This is a genomic window from Duganella sp. 3397, assembly GCF_031456625.1.
GTDB classification, from domain to species: Bacteria; Pseudomonadota; Gammaproteobacteria; order Burkholderiales; family Burkholderiaceae_D; genus Rugamonas; species Rugamonas phyllosphaerae.
In genome coordinates this window covers 816,794-835,289 of the sequence record NZ_JAVDVB010000003.1, presented here as the reverse complement: position 1 = coordinate 835,289, position 18,496 = coordinate 816,794, and the positions used below count along the sequence as shown (strand labels likewise).

Here is an 18,496-nt window from a genome sequence, read left to right as displayed (position 1 = left end):
TCCGTAAACGAAGAGTTGAAGAAACTCAACTCAGCATGAATGCATCGACAAGATCGCGCCGCATCACCAGCACGTCCACGCCATGATTTATGGCGCGAAACATCGGCTTCCAGCCCAGCCTGGCATACAGGCCACCTGTAAGCACTTCAGTCTGTAGATGGAGTTGCGTGACGCCGTATTGCCGTGCGCGGTGCACGAGGGCGTCGATCAGGTGTTCGGCAAGATGGTTGCCACGGTCGGCCGCAGCCACATAAAGCGGGCCCAACCAGCAGGTATTTTCAGGGAAGTCAAAGACTTGCTCGGCCTTGAGCTGGACACAGGCGACAACCGCATCGCCGTCGAGCGCGATCAGCACCAGCGGCAAGGCGTTGGCGCGCGTGGCACACAGTGCACGCTCGAAGCGGTCGAGTTCATGTTGGAGCGTGAAGCCGTCGGCGCGTCCCCATTCGTCGTAGCACCAGCGTGCCAGAACAGGCACCGCTGCGGGGTAATCTGCCAGGGTGGCAATGGTGAACTGCTTGGTCATCGTTCGCCTTCTTCCGTGAGTACACCGATTGTGCACTCACGCGAACGATATTTGCTACATTTTTATTACCGGTAATGCTGATCTTGCTGGTGCGGCTTACAGCGGCTGGTAAGGACCGTGGCTGTACGGCTCGGCCCACAGTTCGAAGATGCGGCGAACGATGGCTTTCCACGAACGGCGTGGGGCTTTAGGGGCAGCGGCGATGGTGTTGATGTTGGCGGTAGCGGTGGTCATGATGGGCTCCTGTGAACTGCATTCAATGTGTCGATGAATGAATCTTACCGAAGTCGCAGATATAAAGATAATTTCAATTTCCGATAAATGACATTCTTAAATTGAATTTCTTGGATGGAAGAGATGTGTCTTCTGGTGATATCTGTTATGCCAGGGGCATGGACGAAAAAAAACGCCAACCGGACAGCCGGCTGGCGTTTTGACGATGTCTTGGTAGGCCGTGCGGGATTCGAACCTGCGACCAACGGATTAAAAGTCCGCTGCTCTACCAGCTGAGCTAACGACCCAAGGGCGCGAATTTTACAGGCGGCGGGCGAAAAATTCAACCCTGCGGCAAAGATTTTGCGACCCGATGCTGGCGTGGCCGGATCGTCCGTGCGCCCCCGATTCCCCGACCTCCGCTATGATAGCGACCTTGTTGGCAAGCTTGTCAGCGTATCAACGACAAGTAGGACAAGGAATCACATGACTTCTGCTGTATTAAAAAAACAATATGCGCCATTGCAGTTCGGCTATATCAACCTGCTCAAGGTCGCAGCCGCGCAACTGATCGTGCTGCACCACCTGGCGTTCTACGGGCCGATGGCCGACTACGTGCGCCCGGTATTTCCCGACCTGATCGGCTTCCTGGGCGACAGCGCCCGCATCGCGGTGCAAGTGTTCCTGGTGATTGGCGGGTTCCTGGCGGCCAAGTCCTTGTCGCCTGCCGGTCTGCCGTCGCACGCCCACCCGCTCGGCGCGATCTGGCACCGCTACGCCAAGCTGGCGCCGCCGTTCATCGCCGCCACCCTGGTGGCCGCTGTCGCCTCGGCCCTGGCCAGCCGCTGGATGGTGCATTACTCGATCTCGGAACCTGCCACGCTGGCGCAACTGGCCGCCCACGCGGCGCTGCTGCATGGCGTGCTTGACTATCCGTCGCTGTCTGCCGGCGCCTGGTATGTCGCCATCGACTTCCAGCTGTATGCGGCGCTGGTGTTGCTGCTGTGGGGCGCTGGCGTGCTGGTCGGCAAGCACGCGGTGCGCTGGCTGATGCCGCTGCTGGTCGCCGTCGGCATCATCGTGTCGCTGCTGCATTTCAATCTCGATCCCGCGTGGGATTCCTGGGCGCCCTATTTCTTCGGCAGTTATGGCCTGGGCCTGATGGCGTGGTGGGGCAGCGATCCCGAGCGTAAGCCTGGCGCCGCCACCCTGATCATGCTGGCGGCGCTGTTGCCGGCGCTGGGCGCGCTGGTGCTGGAATTTCGCAGCCGGATTGCGCTGGCGCTGGTGGTCGCAAGCGTGCTGTTCGTTTGCGGCCGCATCAAGACTGCCTCAAACGGCCATGGCTGGGCGGCCATCAACCAGCTCGGCAAAATTTCTTACGCGGTTTTCCTGATTCACTTCCCGGTGTGCCTGCTGGTCAATGCGGCATTCACCCGCTTCGTCGAGCCCGAACCGGAATTGCAAATGCTGGGCATGCTGGTTGCGTGGAGTGGCAGCCTGCTGGCCGGCGCAGCCTTCCATCGCTGGGTGGAACTGCCGCTGGGCCGTGCCGTACAGCTGGTCAGCGACAAGATCGACACACGCGACTGGTTCAAGCCGGACAGCAGCCGCACGGGCGTGGTGACGCTGCGATAAGGACATCGATTGTAGATTTTCAGCAAAACGCCGGCCTCGCGCCGGCGTTTTTCATGGTGTTACTTATATGATTTTGGAATATCAGAACACAAATAAATGATAGCTTGCCATTCCGGTCACAGGCGTAGTATTTCCGTCGTGCAGTCACAATAATTACACAAGCCACTGCGCCGGAACTGCCTGTCACAAAAATATCAACAGGCAGTCATCCATGTCATTTCTAAAAATACAAAGATGGAGACTAAATGGCAATGCAACACTCGAGCCTGCGCAAGACCCTCCTGGCCGCGCTGATCGCCGACATCCTGTTGGCGGCCGGCGCTCAAGCCCAGACGCCCGATCAACCCGCCGTCGATGCCTCCGCCCAGGTGGTGGTGAGCGGCATCCGGGCATCGCTGTCGTCGTCGCTCAACACCAAGCGCATGCAAGATGGCGTGGTGGACGCGGTGTCGGCCGAAGACGCCGGCAAGTTCCCCGACACCAATATCGCCGAATCGCTGCAACGCGTGACCGGCGTGCAAATCCAGCGCAACGGCGGCGAAGGGCGCTACATTTCCGTGCGCGGCCTGGGGCCCGAATTCAACAACGTGCTGGTCAACGGCCGCACCATGACCAGCGATACCGGCGGGCGCGAGTTCTCGTTCGACCTGCTGTCGTCCGACCTGATCTCGAAGGCGCTGGTGTACAAGACCTCGCAGCCGTTCCTGCCCGAGGGCGGCATCGGTTCCACGGTCGATATCCAGACCGCGCGGCCGCTGTCGGGCAAGATTGGCCACAGCTCGGTGGTCAATGTTTCGAGCGCGTGGGATTCCAATTCGAAGAAATACACGCCCAACGCCAGCGGCATGTATTCGTTCGCTAACGCCGATCGCACCTTTGGCGTGACCGGCTCGCTGTCGTACACCGACCGCGCGTCCAAGCAGAACAAGGCCATCAACGATGCCTGGAATTACCGCGACGTCTCGATGATCAATGGCGACCTCAACTCGCGCGGCCTGACCATGGCCGATGTCACCACCCGCAAGCTGTATATGCCGCAAAGCTACGGCTTCCAGCAGGAAGACGAAAGCCGCAAGCGCGTGGTCGGCAATCTGACCGTGCAGTACAACCCGTCGCCGACCTGGAAGATGACTGCCGACGGCCTGTACTCGCGCCTCGACCAGAACAACAAGATCATCGCCTTCAGCGACTGGAACAACCCGGCCCAGCTGGCCGTGAAGTATGACCAGAACGACCAGGTGACCAGCTTCCTGCGCCCCGGTTCCACCTTCTACGCCAACAACCCGGCCTTGGCCGGTCCCGGCACGCTGCTGGGCGAGGCAAATTCCAACGACATGATCGCCAAGGGCGGCGACCGGCTCTCGATCACCAAGGCCTTCGGCCTGAACTCGAAGTGGAAAGTGGGCGACGAGTGGCGCATCGAAGCCGATATCTCCACCTCGCGCACCACGTCCGATTCCAACGACATGTGGGTGGTGGCCGGCATGATCCCGAAGAACGGCGACACGCTCACCTACGGCAGCACGCCCACCATCACCTTTGGCGACAACATCGCCGATCCGAACAACGTCAGCGCCCACGCCGTCTCCAACGGCGACATCCGCAATACCGACAAGCTGCACGAGGGCCGCCTGAGCGCCGCCTGGGAACACGAGATCGGCTACTTCAAGGGCATCGACACCGGCGTGGCCCACTCGCAGCGCAAGGTCGATCGCACCAAGTGGGGCAACGATGCCTGGAACGCGTTCAGTGGGTATCACGTGAAATTGCCGTCATCGCTGTTTACGGTAAAACAGATGGACGACTTCATGAATACCGGCGGCAACATCCCGAGCCAGTACCTGAGCTTCGACCCGTATGCGTACATGAACTACCTGAACCAGCCGTCGCTGCTGCCGCAGTCGAACGATCCGGCCTACTACTCCGACCTGACGCGCTTCCCCAACGGCCCGATGGCGATCGACTACACCAAGCCGTCGATGTGGGCGGTGAAGGAAAAAGTGACCAGCATGTACCTCGACTCGAAGTGGGAGGGCAGCGGCTGGTCGGCCAACGCGGGCGTGCGCCTGGTGCGCGTGAAATCGTCGTCCACCGGTATCAGCCGCGAACTGCTGTCGGCCGTGAAAAGCCCGAACGACACCACCTTCATCCAGGTATGGGGCCCCAACCAGGTCACCACGGTGGACAACAGCTATAACAGCGTGCTGCCCTCGGCGAACATCAAGTTCGACCTGCGTTCCGACATGCTGCTGCGCCTGGGCGCCTCCAAGACCGAAACCCGTCCCACGCTGAACCAGCTGGGCGTGGACAACTGGTACGGCGGCCGTTTCGGCGACGTGCAGACCGGTGGCGGCAACCCGTACCTCAAGCCGATGCAGTCGAAGAACTTCGATGTCTCGTACGAGTGGTACCTGTCCAAGACCAACTACGTGAGCGCGGCCGTGTTCATGAAAAAGGTGTCGGACTTCCTCGAGACCACCATCGTCGACATGCGCATCCCGCAGTTCAACGAGATCGTCCACGACTCGCGCGTGCGCAACGGCCAGAAGGGCAAGATCAAGGGCGTGGAGATCGCCGGCCAGTACGCGTTCGACACGTCGGTCGGCTGGCTGCAGGGATTTGGCGTATCGGCCAACTACACCTACGTGGACGCCAGCGCCCAGCGCGAGACCGACAACGTCGCCACGCCGTCGTGCGGCTATCCGGGCTTGTCGCCGCAGTCGTATAACGGCTCGGTGTTCTACGAGCGCGGCGACTTCCAGGCGCGCGTGAGCTACAACTGGCGCAACCACTTCTCGGTCGATTGCGGCGGCGGCAGCACCCAGGCCCGCAACCGCTCGGCCTATGGCCAGACCGACGCCAGCCTGCGCTACAACCTCACGCCCAACCTGGCGATCTACGCCGACGCGATCAACATCGCCAACTCGCGCACCCACGAGTACGCGGTCAACGAAAGCCAGTTCCTGACGCTGGAGGACGTGGGGCGGCGCGTGAGCGTGGGCTTGCGGGCGGCGTTTTAAGTGTGGCGGGCGGAAGCGTCACCAAGGTGGTGGCGCTCCTGTTTTGTGCTCGTCGTCAGATCGGGGTTGGCGATCCGTCCCGATGCGATTACCATGTGCAACCCTGAGGTTCCATGAATCAATCGCATCAACAAGAGAGGACGGTCGCATGACCTACGAAGAATACCTGGATGAGGTCACCACGCTGATCTTCGAAAAATTTGGCGTGCCGGAAGCGGCTGCCGTGAAACTGGTGGTGTCGGCGCAGGACAAGGAGTTTTTCGTCAGGCACGACGAGGACGAGAAACTGCGCACGGTCGAACAGGCGCACCAGGACGCCAAGGCGATTTACGAAGCGTCGCAATTGGGTGTCAAGAAAGCCCCCAAGCGCTAAGCCGCAACTGTCGCCCGCAAGCGTCAGGCCGATACCGCTGGCGCTTTCTGGCGCTCCAGGTCCAGGCCAAGCGCCGCCTTGCGCAGGCGACCATTACGTCGCACATAGTCGATGGCGGCCCGGGTGTCGTACATCAGCTGATAATGGTAGTAGTTGATCTGCTCCAGTATGGCAATAGAGAGCAGAACACACGAAAACCACAAGTCCTCCACGGTCGCTTCCGCACTTCCCAGCGCGATTAATACCGCCACTCCGACAGTCAGCAAGACGTTGGCATATTTGAAGCGCCGATACAGTGGCTGGAAATACGCGGGCAAGGGCTGGCGCCCGATCAAGGCGCGTGCCTTCAAATGCCAGTACAGCACACCTTGCAGCAGCACGAAAGATACCATCCCCATTGCCGACCAGCGCATCAGCCAATTAACCGGCTCGACCGAGTGGTCGCACTGAATCCAGAATATGGCCGGCATCGCCAGACAGCAGAACGCTTCGGCATTGCGTAGGTATGTCAGTCGTCGGATAAAGTTTGCATGGGGCACCTTATTTGCGTACAACTTTACCATAAGGCAACGCCCTATTTACTTCATTCCGGCTTTATAGTTTTCCAACGGCTGGCACGGAAGCGAAAAATCCACGTGGTAGTGCTCGTCGTGCCTGATCCACGGCGTTGCCTTCATGAACGTCACCGACCTGCGCAGGTAGTCACCGGCACCATGAAGTCGACCGATGTGCCGTTCTGGTGGGTGCGGTGATGTTTCCACAAGCACAAGACGTCAAGCAAGGTTGGCGAAATACAACAAAATTGCACATTTACAATTTGTAAAATAGGCAATATAATTTCCGCCTCTCAATTCCTTAAGCTCCGAATATGAAACAGATCTTTGCGCGTACGCGACCTTGTGCGCCTTCACTTGCGCTGTGCGCTTTGCTGATACTTGCCGGTTGTGGCGGCGGCGGCGACAGTTCACCGGCAGCGAACGTTGCGCCGAAGGCGGTATTGACGTTGGTAGCCGAAGCGGGCGCGCCATCGCTCGGCGCTGAAGTATCGCTGACCGGCGCTGCCAGTACCGACCCGGAAGGCGCGGCGCTCATCTACGCCTGGATCTTGCAGTCCAAGCCGGGCGGCAGCAATGTATCGTTGCCGGCATCGACGGCATCGAGCCTCAAATTTACGCCTGATTTCGTTGGTAACTATGTCGTGCGCCTGCGCGTGACGGACCGTGAGGGTCTGACCTCGGAGCAGGACCTGACCGTGACGGTGGCCAACCGTGTACCTGTCGCAATCATCGACAAGCCTGCCGTTACCGTGCTGGCCGGTGGTGGCGCCAGCATTTCCGGTAGCCTGAGCTACGATGAGGACGGCGACCCGCTTACCTACGCTTGGTCGATCGACAGCAGGCCGAGCGGTTCGACCATGACGCTGGCCAATGCCACCGCCGCCACGCTCAACTTCGCACCTGACGCGCCAGGCAACTACACGCTGCTGCTGAAAGTCAGCGATGGCAAACGTCCGGTGACCGCGCGTGTCGATGTCAAAGTGCTGGCGCAACTGTCTGGCTTTGCCCAGTTGCCGTTTACGCCACTGGCTGCGAAATACAGCAAAACGCTCGACAAGGTGATTATGGTGTCGAGTGGTCCGGATGCCTTGCGCATCGGCGATCCGTTCACCGGTCAGATCAAATCGGTTGTACTGCCGGGCATCTACAAGGCGCTGAGCATTAGCCCCGACGGCAAACTGGCCGCCGTGTTGCACGAAGCGCAGGTCACGCTGGTCGATCTGCAGACGGCCGCCACGCTGCGCACATCGCCGACCGGCGGCTCGCAAACCGAAGTCATGCTCACCGATGCCGGCGTGGTCTATCTGATCGGACAATCCGGCGGCCAGTGGAATACGCCATCGGTCACGGTGCTCAATGCGCGCACTGGCGTCTCCATTCCGGAATCCGGTTCGTCTGGCTACGGCCGTTTCTATGGCACCATGCACGGTGTGTATTCGCAGCTCAATAACAAGGGCTATGCGGCATCCGAGGGCGTCTCGCCGGTGGATATTTCCTATTTCACCACCGATGCAACCAGCAAGGCCGTGAACGGCTACGGCGACTCGCCATACCATGGTGATTACCCGATGAGTTCGACCCTGTTCCTGTCGGCGAACGAAGACCTGGTCATTACCGGGATGGGCACCTACTTCCGTACCGATACGCTGCAGTACGCGGGCCGGCTGGCGCTGACCGGCACCAGTTCCTGGGCCAATTCGATTGTTGCGCTGAGCCAGTCGAGTACGCAGGAGACGCTGGTCATCGAGGGCAAGTATGACTACTACTATCCGGCCGGCTACGCCTGGACCTATCCCGCCACCTACCGGCGCTACACCGGCCAGCAGATGCAGTTTGCCTCCGACCTGAACTTCCCGCTTATCGACGGCCAGGTCAGCTACGGACGCCAGGTCTTCCACAGCGCCGCTGGCAATCACGTCGCCGTGGTGCAGACCGGTGGCGCGATGGATAATGTGAACGGCCTGAAGTTCTACATGATCTATCGCTGATCGGATAAAAAAACCCCGCACATCGGTCATCCGGTGTGCGGGGTTTTTTTATCGGGCTAAAAATACACGCGCAAACAAAAACGCCCACAAACCGAAGCTTGTGGGCGTTCTTGATGAATCTTGGTAGGCCGTGCGGGATTCGAACCTGCGACCAACGGATTAAAAGGGCGTTGGTCGGTCGCTACTTAGGCCGGAAGTATACATGATTTCTCTAGCATCTAGGCACGCTTCTACTCGGTGCTGGCGGCGCGAAGACGAATTTTTGTGCACCATAGCTGGACCAGAGGCGGACCAGATACACGAACTCAGCGCGCTTGACCGGAGATGTACCGGAGCCCGATAGAGACGTTGCGACCCTGGGCTCAGGCCATGGTGTAAATCTTCCATCAGGGGATACAAGGAGTGGAAATGAAACCGATATGTTAAATATCCTGCTAATTGAAATCGTACTCTTTGATGGATACCGGCCACTTGTCTTTCTTCGTTACCACCAGTCCGACACTATATCTTGCGCGGGTGAATGCTACATACAACTTTGATCTTGCAGTTGGTTTTAGTTCAAAATTGTTATCAATGAGCCAATTTAATATTGGTTTGGATGGATATATTAGAGTTCTGTCGAATGTCAGACCTTTAGATTTCCCGAAGTTAAATGCTGCATATTCAGGATGCGTGGCCGATTTCACGCTGTCGCGCAATTGCATGGGGTTGAATAATTCCAAGTATTTCTCTATTTTTTCTTCGGGTATTAAAAATACTCCATCATGCCCCGTAATTTCTTTATTACCCCCTAATGCACTTTCCATCGTTGGGAACAGCTTATTCGCGACATCGCATATGGCTTGGTTACAACGGTGACTGATGTTTAAAGACTTATCATCTATAGTTAAATTTGCCTTAGTGTTTAAAAAGAAATCGATAATTCCACTCTTTGCATATTTCTTGTTTTTTTGGGAAGTATGAGTGGAATAGGTCCCTTGCCTCGGGTCTCCGACTAGTAGAACGTCTATTGGGCTATGAAAGAGAATTTCCAAGATATCCAGGTCTGCACCTGCTAGATCTTGGATTTCGTCGATGAGAATGCAATCAAAACATAGGCCAAGACGTCGAATTACGTTGCCGTTGGACATTTGATTGCATGCTATCACCAGCTTTGCCAACTTATCCGAATAGACGTTGCCGCTTGAGTCTGTGTAGAAGTAACTGGGATTATTTTCTCCCCAATAAACCGGGCGCCCCTTGGAGATAAACCTTAAACCTGATTTTCCATTAAACAAAAGAAGTCCAGCTAGGTCCTTTTGCAATGTTGTCCCTAGATATGGTCTTGCTCCGTGTTCTATAAGAAAAGAAAACCAAGTTTGAATAGTTATGGATGGGGGAATGTAACCGCGATTCAACACCATGCGTTTGCGAATCTCGGATTCGCAAGTTTCTGTGAAGGTGGTTATCAGAACGCGCTTTCCTTGAGTTGCCAACTCTAAGGCGGATTCTATAATCTTTTGTGTCTTGCCGGATCCAGCGGCTGCAACGATGAGGCTGTTCATTTTGCAATCGCGTTTAGTATATAGTCTGGAAAAATTATATTTTCGTTGGATTTGAATATTTTAAGGGCACAATCTGTTTTGTTAGACTTCATATGTAAATGAAGTTCATCAACGCTATTGAATTGCTTGCCTAGAATTTTCTCAATTACGTTTTTCCCATTTGCTTTCACCAACTTTGGTTCCAGCGTATTGTAATTAAACGGAGCCTCTTTCATTTTCAACGCTCCCGCATCTACTATGGGGTCGTAGCAAATTTTTATGTACTTTTTTTCATGCGAATCGTATTTTAAATATTTTTTCTTTAACGCATCTACATCACCATCACTATCAGTTAGCACGCAAACCTCTTTTTTTAAATTGTCTGCGATTTCCAAAAATCTGAGGAATGATATGCCTACCGAAATGACTTCTATTCCATCAGCGATGGGGAGTTTCCCCTGATTATTGTCCATGTAAGCACGCTGGACAATTAGCTCGTCCGAATCACCTTCGACTAAAATAGCTTTTTTGCAAAGGATTAGCCGCAAGGTATCGTAGCCCGCAATTTTTTCAAAGAATTCCTGAGTACTTTCATCGAGCTTACTTAATTTGACGATATTTTTATTATCTAAGAAAATAAGATCATTTAACCCTAATTTATTGGCTACAAAACTACTATGTGTAGTAATGATGATTTGTTTTCCATTTGTATGCTGTTTGATAGTACTGAGTAAGCTGTTAAGCGTGCTGTGGGATAGATGGTTTTCTGGTTCTTCAATCAGTATTAAGTTGGCCTCGGCGGCCTTATTGTGAGACAAGGCCAGTCGAGTCTTTACTAAACATTGTTCTCCCTTTCCGATTTGATGAAACGGAACATTGCTGAGGTAAGTTGTTAAACTGCTTTCCCAAGAAACACGATTTGAAAGATCAATGGCTATTTTTATCGGTTTATCGGAAATATTTTGCTCTTTTATTTTCTTATTCAAAATTTCAATCGAGGGACTATCCATAAATCCCTCTTTCATCTGGCGATGTGATTGCGAAAGTGAAACTAGTTCTTCGTTTGACAGGAGGTCTCTTATCACCCGTCCTATATAAACATCAGATCCATTGTAGTTGCGTGTTGTCGAAGAATCAATTAGCGCGCATTTCGTTGGAATATTTCTGGAAGTGATTGTTTTCCGCGCAAAACTCTTCCAAATAAAGTGATAGTACTCAATCGGAAGTGTCTTAATTTCGTTAGCCTTTAGCAGTTCTGCATAACTATCTCTGTGCTCTTCATTGAATTCAACTTTTATTGAAAGGCCGCAGTGGTCAGCCTTCTCTGAGTTCCCATCTCCGCAAAAAGCTGCGGTTTCTTTAGTTTCCTCAAGAAAGAGTTCAATTTCTAGGGATGGAAGCTCAGCCTTCTTTTCTTGGCGTAGCGCTTCTAAGAAGTTTCTAACGGATTGCTCATTGAAAAGGTATGGTGAGATATCCGTTTGGGCCGAGCGCCCTTGGTAGAGCCCCGTTAGAGCCAGGTGAATTGCCTCCAATATTGTGGATTTTCCAGCCTCATTGTCGCCCACAATCAAATTAATTCCAGTATTAAGCGGAAGCGAGAATATATCGTGAAATCCCTTGAAATTCCTGATTTTAATGCGCTGTATTTTCATATGCATGTCCTATTGAGCCTGGCTTCATGAGGCATTGCTTTTAATCGATGTACATTTCTCAGCCGTCAAAACCCCAAATCAGTTAGGGATGAAGCTGAGTTATTTACTTTTTGTTTCCGTTCCGCTGAGAAATATTCCATTGTTTCTTTGTTGTTAAGGATCGCAAGGAAAAAGGCGTGGTCCCAATTCTCGCTTGGTACACCCAGCCCCCCTTTCTCGTTTAAACGCTGTGAAAACGCAATCGTGACGTCAAGGCCCATTTTCCTAACTAGATCCAGCCAATGATTAAAACTTCTGTGGCAATAGCTGACTATTCTTTTTCTTATTTTTAAATGCTCGACATGCAATTCAAGTCTTTGTTTTTCTAATGCGGAAAGGCTTCCGATGCTTTTGAAATGGACAAAAAAACTTGGAACTGGTTTTATAAACTTCACCTCAATATGAAAAGCTAGCTTTGAAATCAAGTCGGAATAAAATGGGTGAATGAACTTGGCTGAATTTTTAATTTCACAAAAATAATGGCTTCCTTTTGTTGGAGCACATCCTCTGCACTGGGGAACCAGATTATCAGCTAGAAATGCGTATTCCGGCCATTCCTCTTTAGGTATGAAGTGGTCAAGTGTATCGGGAGTATATGGATATCCGCAGTATGGGCACTCATGGAGCGTAGTGTCCGATCGACGCATTACTAAAAGGCGTGACAACTCTGCTGGGGCGGCTGAATAGTAGTCTATTAAAAGCGCTTTTTCTGCAAGAAAAGTGCTGCCGGAAATTTTTGTGGCGACATCATCTATTATTTTTGAATAAGATGCATAAGAATCACGAATCCTGACCGCCTGTGCATCCAGGGCCGTTATATTTTCTTTTCTACTTTTCAGTGCGATTTTTAGCCACTCATCAATTGGGCTAACGCGCATATGATGCAAATATTTCATAGCTCAACGATTTCTATTTTTTGATCTTCGGTATCACTCAAAATTGTTATGGCATATGCAAGTGCTTCATCTCCGACTCGTGCCGATATTTTTTCAATATCGCCAATAGAGATATTTTGATCACGAATCAAATCGGTAATGCTTTTCTGGAAAGGCTTGTTTGTATAGTAATCATCAAATACTTCACCAGAAATTCTGTCGGTCGATTCGCCTAAGGTCTGGAATGGTGGGCGATGGACCGCTGTTCTGCCCTCTCGTTTGCGTAGTATGCTTACCGCGTCTTTGTCAATCTCCCTTACCATTACAGGAGAATGAGTGGCTATTACTGCGTAAGATTTGGTCACACTCAGAACCGTCTTTAGCATGTCCAACAGCGCGATTTCAAGCGTAGGGTGTAAATATAATTCTGGTTCGTCAATAAGCACTAAACTTTCGTCTTCTATCTCGGCCATAAGGGACGGCAACATATAGGCGTAAATGTTCTGACCTGAACTCAAATTTACCTTTACACCATTCAGGAAGAAATTGACTCCCTGATTTGCTTCTAAATGATCGAATTCAATTTTTATTTTTTCTTGATTTTCTTTATTTATGTATGCAAAATCTCCATTTCTTATCTTTATGCCGATGGCATCGAATTCAATATGCCGATTAAGAGCTTCAAAGAGCTGATCAAATTTAGATTTTCCTCGCCACCATCTATTATCGGCATCGTAGGAGAGTAATTTTAGCAAGGAAATTACGCTATGAACTGCAGGCCAAGTCAGGGAGAAATCGCCGTCCTCTTTTTTAAAGCCTATATATGCATAAGAATTTACGTTTAACCTACGTCTTTCTTTCTTGATTTTTGAATCTTTTTTAATAGGTCCTACATGTGTTTCATGCAACGCAGTGGCAATTCCATTTTTAGTGTAAAAATTTTCAAATGGCGAATAGGCAATGCATATTATTTTGTGGAAAAACGGCAATGAATCTCCCGTGCTGTCAATTCCGGTGATACTGCGGACCAATGCTAATAGTGCATGAGATTTCCCAACGCCATTTTCACCCACTAAGACATTTATTCTGCGAGAATTAATGTTGTTCTCGATATTGTCAAAGCTAAGAGTTATAGGGTCGAAGCTGGTAGGTAAGTTTTTAATTGTTACCTGAAAGTTTTCTTCGATTTCGTAGTTGCCGATCGCAATTTGATGCCCCTTTTTAATTGCAGCCTCTGATGCATTTCCAGATCTTAAGATTCCGCTTGAAAAGCCTGACCAAGATCGAAAATTATCTTGCTGTTGATAATGAAAGCTTGCATCACAAATTAATTGAAGGAATTTTTCTATTTCATAGATGTCAGAGAAAATCTTTCCTATTTTTCTATAGTAATCTAGGTCGCTAGATAGCGATATAAATTTCTCGGGATGTAAGATTTCTGTAATTTCAATAATTGAGTCGCTACTCCCATTTGCAAATGCTTTGGATGTGTTGCTTTCGTCCCTTGCGAGAATTTTTACATGGCCTAAATTTTCTTGCTTCTCATCCTTAATGAGAAAGCATTTGAAGGTTATTATATGGCCGTAATCATCCCATGGACTATTATAGGTACTTCCAATATGATCCTGAATTAGGTAGCACCCATCTCCTGCTGTGTTTAATGGTTTTGCCTTGCTAAAAAATATCTTCATTTTTTATTTATTGGTAATTGTTAATGCAAAGAAAAAGACTTTGCGTCCAGACTAATGATGTCGAGTGCAGCTGCTCATCTGCATACTTCTCAAGGAAGCGAGTGCGCCAACTGCCAGTTTAGCTGCCTTCTCGCCGTCGCAATAATGTCAGAGAAAGTCATTGCGTGAACATTTGGCTCGGGGTTGGTGTTGGGGAAATCTGCCGAATTTTTTCCACCAATTAAAAGTACCTGAATGGGTTTGCTAGTGTATTTCGATAAATCGTGTCGATAGTCCGTGGCCTGTTTGTAATCTTCCCTGTTAAGGAAATGCGCAGGCCGCTTAAACTCAATGAGCAAACATTCTCCGTTTAGATTCTCATTGAGTAGAAGATCAGGCCGGTTATTAGCCCGCTCGCCGTCGAACTTCTGGCCGAATCCTTCTTCAATTTGGCGCTGAAGGGTCTTGTTTGAGCTATATAACGAGAATTGTGCACCGAAGATCCACAGGTTCTTCTCTATTGCTTTGTGCATTTGAGTTTCAAGCGTCTTTGGGTCTTGTGCCAATAACTCGAGCTGATCGAGGAATTCTTGACGTGCCTTGGCCTGCTCGACAAGATATGCCATGTCTGTAAGGCCGAACTCAGCAAGTGCGTCTGCCAATGTTGCAATGTCCTTTCGGCTTGCATCTGCTAGGTGTTGAACGACCAGGCCGTAGTCGGAGCGCTCTATGGCTTCCAGTAGGACATAAATGAATGGTGCGATCTTTTCTTCGGATTCTTGATAGAAACGTTCGAGAATTTTTTGAATCGCTTTTTCGGCATACTCACGGCGATTCTCTGGGAGAGCCGCGAGCCGTTCTTTGATGTCACGCCTCAAGCGCGCATGTGCTAGTTGAATCTCGCGGCCGTGCTTCTCTTTGAACGCTGCGAGGATAAGCGGTCGCACGGCATTTGTGACGTGCTCGAGCAACTCACTATTTTCGATGAGGCTATTCCAGCCTGCGGTGACGTGCTTTGACAGACCATCGGCGTCAATCTCGCCGTACAGGCGCTTGAGCAATTTCTGAGGAAAGTCTTCCTGGTCATCGAGACCGAAGAATGAAGGCTTGCCAACCGCCTTACCATCCACACGAATGACAATACCTGGCTGACGTGAAACTGCATTTTTCTCTGAAATGGCAAAGCGTACACGCACTTCTCCGACTTCGGGAACGTCTAGTTTTTCATCTTTAAAATGGCCTTGGACGTCATCGACTCCCAGCACTTTGTCATTTACGTCAATGGCAAAGTCGGTCTCGCGCCCGTATTCCAGCAGCAAAATCTGCCTGAACTTAATTGGGTCGGGGAATGTTAGCTGCTGGTGTAGCGAGCTAAGTGTTATGCGGGTGCCTCGAGATTCTGGTGAGCAAGGCTCGGTGGTCAAATGGATAGGAAGCTGTTCGATATCCTGTACCGATGAGAGATCCTGAACACGGAGCGTGAAACTCGTCCGAATACCTCGGGCATGCGTCTCAAGAGTCATGACTGAGGCAGCCATCAGCCCAGCGAACTTGCCTATACCTTTGCGTCCTTTGACTAGCCTCTTTTTCTTTGCTGTACGCTCGCCACTTCGCTCCCTGCGGTCTGATGCAATAGAGAGATAGTGGCTGCCAACTTCATCCTCTGTCATACCAGAACCGTCGTCACAAATCACGATGGGATCATCGCTCATTGGAGCTGGCAGCAGGATTTTCACATGATCCGAGTCTGCATCCCAGGCGTTGTCCACGAGTTCCTTGATTGCCTTTTCAGTCGAGGAATATTCCTGGCTCAGAAGTTGTGCCAATCGCGAGTTGACATGAAAGCGTACGTTGCTTTTGGTCATATTATGGGAGATTGAAAACGATGACGGCCTCTATGCAACCGCCCCCCGGCTAAGTCAAGAGGGCAATCGCTAAGGATGTTGTGAAACTGGCATATTTTTTTGTAGGAATTACCCTACATTTTGCCGTAGTTTCTCATCGCCAATTCTCTTCAATTGTCACAATTCCGGTCTCGCCAACCCTTGGGGATATCTTGCGCTGATGACCGGTTCAACCGGCAAGGATTTGCACCATGCGACGGTGTACATCCTCTGGGGGATAGAGGGCGTGCAATTGACACTCAGGCTAGGAAGGCCGCTGCTGGAACAGGACCCGCTAAGTTGGACGTCGTTTTGGCCGATACAGTTTGAATCGCTTGTCGAGGAACGGCTTTAGTTCTTTAGCTTCTGTTTGCTTACGTCGTGCGACGCTGCTTTGTGCGGGAGTTTTCCATACACCGCTGCTTGCCTCTTCCCGGTGTACGAAGCGTGAGATGGCCTCGTTCGCGATAGGCGTACTTGATGGCCGAATAGAGTTCATCAGCGGTGCCTGTATCGGGGCTTTGCTGAGGAAGGCAGATGACGTCTGCACCATGATCTACTGACCAGCGAATGCCTTTAGCAATGTCCAGCAGATTTCCACCATCGGGACCTGCTGTCCGTACATTCAAGAGCTGCGCGCCGGGCGCGACGCCTGAAGTGTCAGGCCCATTGCCGTTGCCGCCATGGTTGCCTGCAATGATCGAAGCTACCCCCAGCGAGTGATCCTTATACGCGCCGTTGGCTGGTGACGGGTCCGTGTCGCCGTCCTTGAAGTCGTAGCCGTCGATGATCTTACCGGTGATCTCGGTGTTTGCCGCGATACCGGAGTCGATCACTGCGACTTTGACACCTTTGCCGGTGTAGCCCGCCTGCCAGGCCGAAGGCGCGTTGATGAGGTCTAGGGCGAGGTTATTGTTCTTGCCCTTCAGCGACAGGTCTGGCGCTGTGTCAGGGATGCCGAGAGACTTTGCTACATCGATCACTCCGTAGCCGGTGGAGCTGGACCATTCGCCGAGCGCAGTATGCGTGATGGTTTCGTCGAAGGAGACGAAGGTTGGGCCTGCTATGCCTACCTGTATGTCGCCGTAGGCGGTTGGCATGAACTTGAACCCGATCGTGCCGGTGGCATCCTTCACCTCCCACACGTGCGTGCTATAGGTCTGGTATTGCGCGAGCGTCTTTCCAGGGGCGATCTCTCCATAGGGAACTTCTTTTCCGTCGAAGTCGATCCAATACACCTTTAGCGGTGAGTCGGTCTTGTTTGTGATGATGAAACGTGCGGGTGTTGGGTTGCCCGACGCAGATTTGTCCGGGGCGGTGATTGGTAAAAAGGCAATTTTGGCCATGTATTCTCTACGCTCCTTGGGTTAACTGGTTTTGCTTGTAAATTATCGTTTTATGTCAATAAACTTGCCATATTACATCATTTTATAACGACTCTTGTCATAGGACTATGGGGGCTTTTAAGGAAAGAGCCCATGCCGCGACAGTTGAAGACCGAGAAGGGCGAAGAGCTCGGTAAGCGCATTGGCCGAAACATCAAGGTGGCGCGTACCCAGCTCGGCATTACGCAGGGCCAGTTGGCCGAAGCGCTAGGAATTGAAAATGTAACGGTTTCGCGCATTGAGACAGGTGCGCAGCTGCCTTCACTTGATCGTCTTGATGATGTTGCGAAATATCTGCAGGTGACGCTGCCAATGTTGCTGGGCGATGTAGGTCAAAAAGATAATTTTGCAGCCCTGCTCGCGGAGGTGGTGAAGGACTTGCCTGCGCGGGAACAAGAATTCGTTTATACATTTGCTGTGCAATATGCTCAGCATTGGCGGGCCGGGAAAAAGAAGTAGTGGCTGGATAAGTCTCTATCAGAAGAATAATATATACCTGATTTTTGATTGGATTCGCATGGGTAGTCCAGCTGGTGAAGAGTATAGTTTGTCGACGCCGCAGCAGGCCTTTTATATTCAGTCGATGCTGTTTAATACAAATAGTGCATTGCAGTCATGCTCTCAAGCATCAAGGATAATCCGTGGGATTAGTGATGGGGCGTTTGGACTTCAAGACAAGAAAGATGTGCTGCTAGACGTCCTTCATAATATGATAAATCACTGCGGCGCAATATCTCGATACTTCTATCCGTCCATCGATGGAGTTAAAGGAAAGGGCGAACAATACAAAGGCATCCATAAAAATAGAGGTGCTTTCTTGCGTGATATATTTGAGATAGATGAGGGTAGTCCTCTGGAGAACCGTGGCTTGCGGAACGCTATCGAGCATTTTGATGAGAGACTGGATATTTATCTTGCTGGTGAAATATTCGGGTGTATCTTTCCAAGTTTAATTCTTGGAGAGCCCGACGACAGTGGGGTGAGTCATCACATCTTCCGAGCTTACTATTTAAAAGAAGGAATATTTCAGATACTGGACGAGCGCTTCCATGTTCAACCCATAGCGGATGAGTTATTACGGGTGCATGAACTGCTCGTGCATTTCGACCAAGATGGTGGCATTTTGCGGAAAAGATCCTAGGATGCTCATG

Annotated in this window: 15 protein-coding genes and 1 tRNA gene; 6 read left to right on the top strand and 10 right to left on the bottom strand. The window is 51.5% G+C overall.

Going from position 1 to position 18,496, the window contains the following annotated elements; genetic code table 11:
* Positions 1 to 25: 25 nt before the first annotated feature.
* The 3 genes from J2X54_RS12470 to J2X54_RS12460 all read right to left on the bottom strand — a co-directional run bounded on the left by J2X54_RS12470 (position 26) and on the right by J2X54_RS12460 (position 1,047).
* The gene (locus tag J2X54_RS12470) at positions 26 to 526 is read right to left on the bottom strand and encodes a GNAT family N-acetyltransferase (protein ID WP_310181075.1); all 501 of its coding nucleotides are present in this window, start codon (positions 524 to 526) and stop codon (positions 26 to 28) included.
* Between the two features lie 96 nt (positions 527 to 622).
* Positions 623 to 760: a hypothetical protein gene (locus tag J2X54_RS12465; protein WP_019924896.1), complete on the bottom strand. Its 138-nt coding sequence runs from the start codon at positions 758 to 760 to the stop codon at positions 623 to 625.
* Between the two features lie 211 nt (positions 761 to 971).
* Positions 972 to 1,047: transfer RNA gene (locus J2X54_RS12460), tRNA-Lys, on the bottom strand.
* 178 nt (positions 1,048 to 1,225) lie between these two features.
* On the opposite strand from J2X54_RS12460, the gene J2X54_RS12455 reads away from it, so the two are divergent.
* The 3 genes from J2X54_RS12455 (at position 1,226) to J2X54_RS12445 (ending at position 5,770) form a co-directional block, all read left to right on the top strand.
* A complete protein-coding gene (locus J2X54_RS12455; protein WP_310181073.1) occupies positions 1,226 to 2,377 on the top strand; it encodes an acyltransferase in 1,152 nt (383 codons plus the stop codon).
* Between the two features lie 245 nt (positions 2,378 to 2,622).
* Positions 2,623 to 5,397 (top strand): TonB-dependent receptor, encoded by a 2,775-nt coding sequence (locus J2X54_RS12450; protein ID WP_310181072.1) that lies wholly within the window; start codon positions 2,623 to 2,625, stop codon positions 5,395 to 5,397.
* A gap of 148 nt (positions 5,398 to 5,545) precedes the next feature.
* On the top strand, positions 5,546 to 5,770 hold the full coding sequence (locus J2X54_RS12445) for a hypothetical protein (protein WP_310181071.1): 225 nt from the start codon (positions 5,546 to 5,548) through the stop codon (positions 5,768 to 5,770).
* 23 nt (positions 5,771 to 5,793) lie between these two features.
* Here the strand turns inward: J2X54_RS12445 and J2X54_RS12440 are convergent, their stop codons facing one another.
* Positions 5,794 to 6,333 (bottom strand): hypothetical protein, encoded by a 540-nt coding sequence (locus tag J2X54_RS12440; RefSeq protein WP_310181070.1) that lies wholly within the window; start codon positions 6,331 to 6,333, stop codon positions 5,794 to 5,796.
* 434 nt (positions 6,334 to 6,767) lie between these two features.
* Here J2X54_RS12440 and J2X54_RS12435 point away from each other — a divergent pair, with 434 nt between their 5' ends.
* On the top strand, positions 6,768 to 8,315 hold the full coding sequence (locus J2X54_RS12435; protein ID WP_310181069.1) for a PKD domain-containing protein: 1,548 nt from the start codon (positions 6,768 to 6,770) through the stop codon (positions 8,313 to 8,315).
* 434 nt (positions 8,316 to 8,749) lie between these two features.
* Here J2X54_RS12435 and J2X54_RS12430 read toward each other — a convergent pair whose 3' ends face one another.
* The 6 genes from J2X54_RS12430 to J2X54_RS12405 form a co-directional block, all read right to left on the bottom strand.
* Positions 8,750 to 9,859 (bottom strand): UvrD-helicase domain-containing protein, encoded by a 1,110-nt coding sequence (locus J2X54_RS12430; protein WP_310181067.1) that lies wholly within the window; start codon positions 9,857 to 9,859, stop codon positions 8,750 to 8,752.
* Positions 9,856 to 11,493: an AAA family ATPase gene (locus J2X54_RS12425; RefSeq protein WP_310181065.1), complete on the bottom strand. Its 1,638-nt coding sequence runs from the start codon at positions 11,491 to 11,493 to the stop codon at positions 9,856 to 9,858. Before J2X54_RS12425 ends, J2X54_RS12430 begins: the two co-directional genes overlap by 4 nt.
* Positions 11,494 to 11,558: 65 nt before the next feature.
* Positions 11,559 to 12,428, bottom strand: a complete 870-nt coding sequence (locus J2X54_RS12420; protein WP_310181063.1) for a hypothetical protein — start codon at positions 12,426 to 12,428, stop codon at positions 11,559 to 11,561.
* Complete coding sequence (locus tag J2X54_RS12415) at positions 12,425 to 14,098, bottom strand: AAA family ATPase (protein WP_310181061.1); 1,674 nt, start codon at positions 14,096 to 14,098, stop codon at positions 12,425 to 12,427. Before J2X54_RS12415 ends, J2X54_RS12420 begins: the two co-directional genes overlap by 4 nt.
* Before the next feature lie 89 nt (positions 14,099 to 14,187).
* Positions 14,188 to 15,942: an ATP-binding protein gene (locus tag J2X54_RS12410; RefSeq protein WP_310181059.1), complete on the bottom strand. Its 1,755-nt coding sequence runs from the start codon at positions 15,940 to 15,942 to the stop codon at positions 14,188 to 14,190.
* 392 nt (positions 15,943 to 16,334) lie between these two features.
* The gene (locus tag J2X54_RS12405) at positions 16,335 to 17,306 is read right to left on the bottom strand and encodes a S8 family serine peptidase (protein ID WP_310181058.1); all 972 of its coding nucleotides are present in this window, start codon (positions 17,304 to 17,306) and stop codon (positions 16,335 to 16,337) included.
* A 132-nt stretch (positions 17,307 to 17,438) separates the two neighbouring features.
* On the opposite strand from J2X54_RS12405, the gene J2X54_RS12400 reads away from it, so the two are divergent.
* A complete protein-coding gene (locus J2X54_RS12400; RefSeq protein WP_310181057.1) occupies positions 17,439 to 17,804 on the top strand; it encodes a helix-turn-helix transcriptional regulator in 366 nt (121 codons plus the stop codon).
* Complete coding sequence (locus tag J2X54_RS12395; protein ID WP_310181056.1) at positions 17,770 to 18,486, top strand: hypothetical protein; 717 nt, start codon at positions 17,770 to 17,772, stop codon at positions 18,484 to 18,486. Before J2X54_RS12400 ends, J2X54_RS12395 begins: the two co-directional genes overlap by 35 nt.
* Positions 18,487 to 18,496 lie beyond the last annotated feature (10 nt).

Excerpts from the sequence above, each read along its gene's own strand:
- J2X54_RS12470 (WP_310181075.1), bottom strand. The coding sequence starts at position 526 with ATGACCAAGCAGTTCACCATTGCCACCCTGGCAGATTACCCCGCAGCG.
- J2X54_RS12465 (WP_019924896.1), bottom strand. The coding sequence starts at position 760 with ATGACCACCGCTACCGCCAACATCAACACCATCGCCGCTGCCCCTAAA.
- J2X54_RS12455 (WP_310181073.1), top strand. The coding sequence starts at position 1,226 with ATGACTTCTGCTGTATTAAAAAAACAATATGCGCCATTGCAGTTCGGC.
- J2X54_RS12450 (WP_310181072.1), top strand. The coding sequence starts at position 2,623 with ATGGCAATGCAACACTCGAGCCTGCGCAAGACCCTCCTGGCCGCGCTG.
- J2X54_RS12445 (WP_310181071.1), top strand. The coding sequence starts at position 5,546 with ATGACCTACGAAGAATACCTGGATGAGGTCACCACGCTGATCTTCGAA.
- J2X54_RS12440 (WP_310181070.1), bottom strand. The coding sequence starts at position 6,333 with ATGGTAAAGTTGTACGCAAATAAGGTGCCCCATGCAAACTTTATCCGA.
- J2X54_RS12430 (WP_310181067.1), bottom strand. The coding sequence starts at position 9,859 with ATGAACAGCCTCATCGTTGCAGCCGCTGGATCCGGCAAGACACAAAAG.
- J2X54_RS12425 (WP_310181065.1), bottom strand. The coding sequence starts at position 11,493 with ATGAAAATACAGCGCATTAAAATCAGGAATTTCAAGGGATTTCACGAT.
- J2X54_RS12420 (WP_310181063.1), bottom strand. The coding sequence starts at position 12,428 with ATGAAATATTTGCATCATATGCGCGTTAGCCCAATTGATGAGTGGCTA.
- J2X54_RS12415 (WP_310181061.1), bottom strand. The coding sequence starts at position 14,098 with ATGAAGATATTTTTTAGCAAGGCAAAACCATTAAACACAGCAGGAGAT.
- J2X54_RS12410 (WP_310181059.1), bottom strand. The coding sequence starts at position 15,942 with ATGACCAAAAGCAACGTACGCTTTCATGTCAACTCGCGATTGGCACAA.
- J2X54_RS12405 (WP_310181058.1), bottom strand. The coding sequence starts at position 17,306 with ATGGCCAAAATTGCCTTTTTACCAATCACCGCCCCGGACAAATCTGCG.
- J2X54_RS12400 (WP_310181057.1), top strand. The coding sequence starts at position 17,439 with ATGCCGCGACAGTTGAAGACCGAGAAGGGCGAAGAGCTCGGTAAGCGC.
- J2X54_RS12395 (WP_310181056.1), top strand. The coding sequence starts at position 17,770 with ATGCTCAGCATTGGCGGGCCGGGAAAAAGAAGTAGTGGCTGGATAAGT.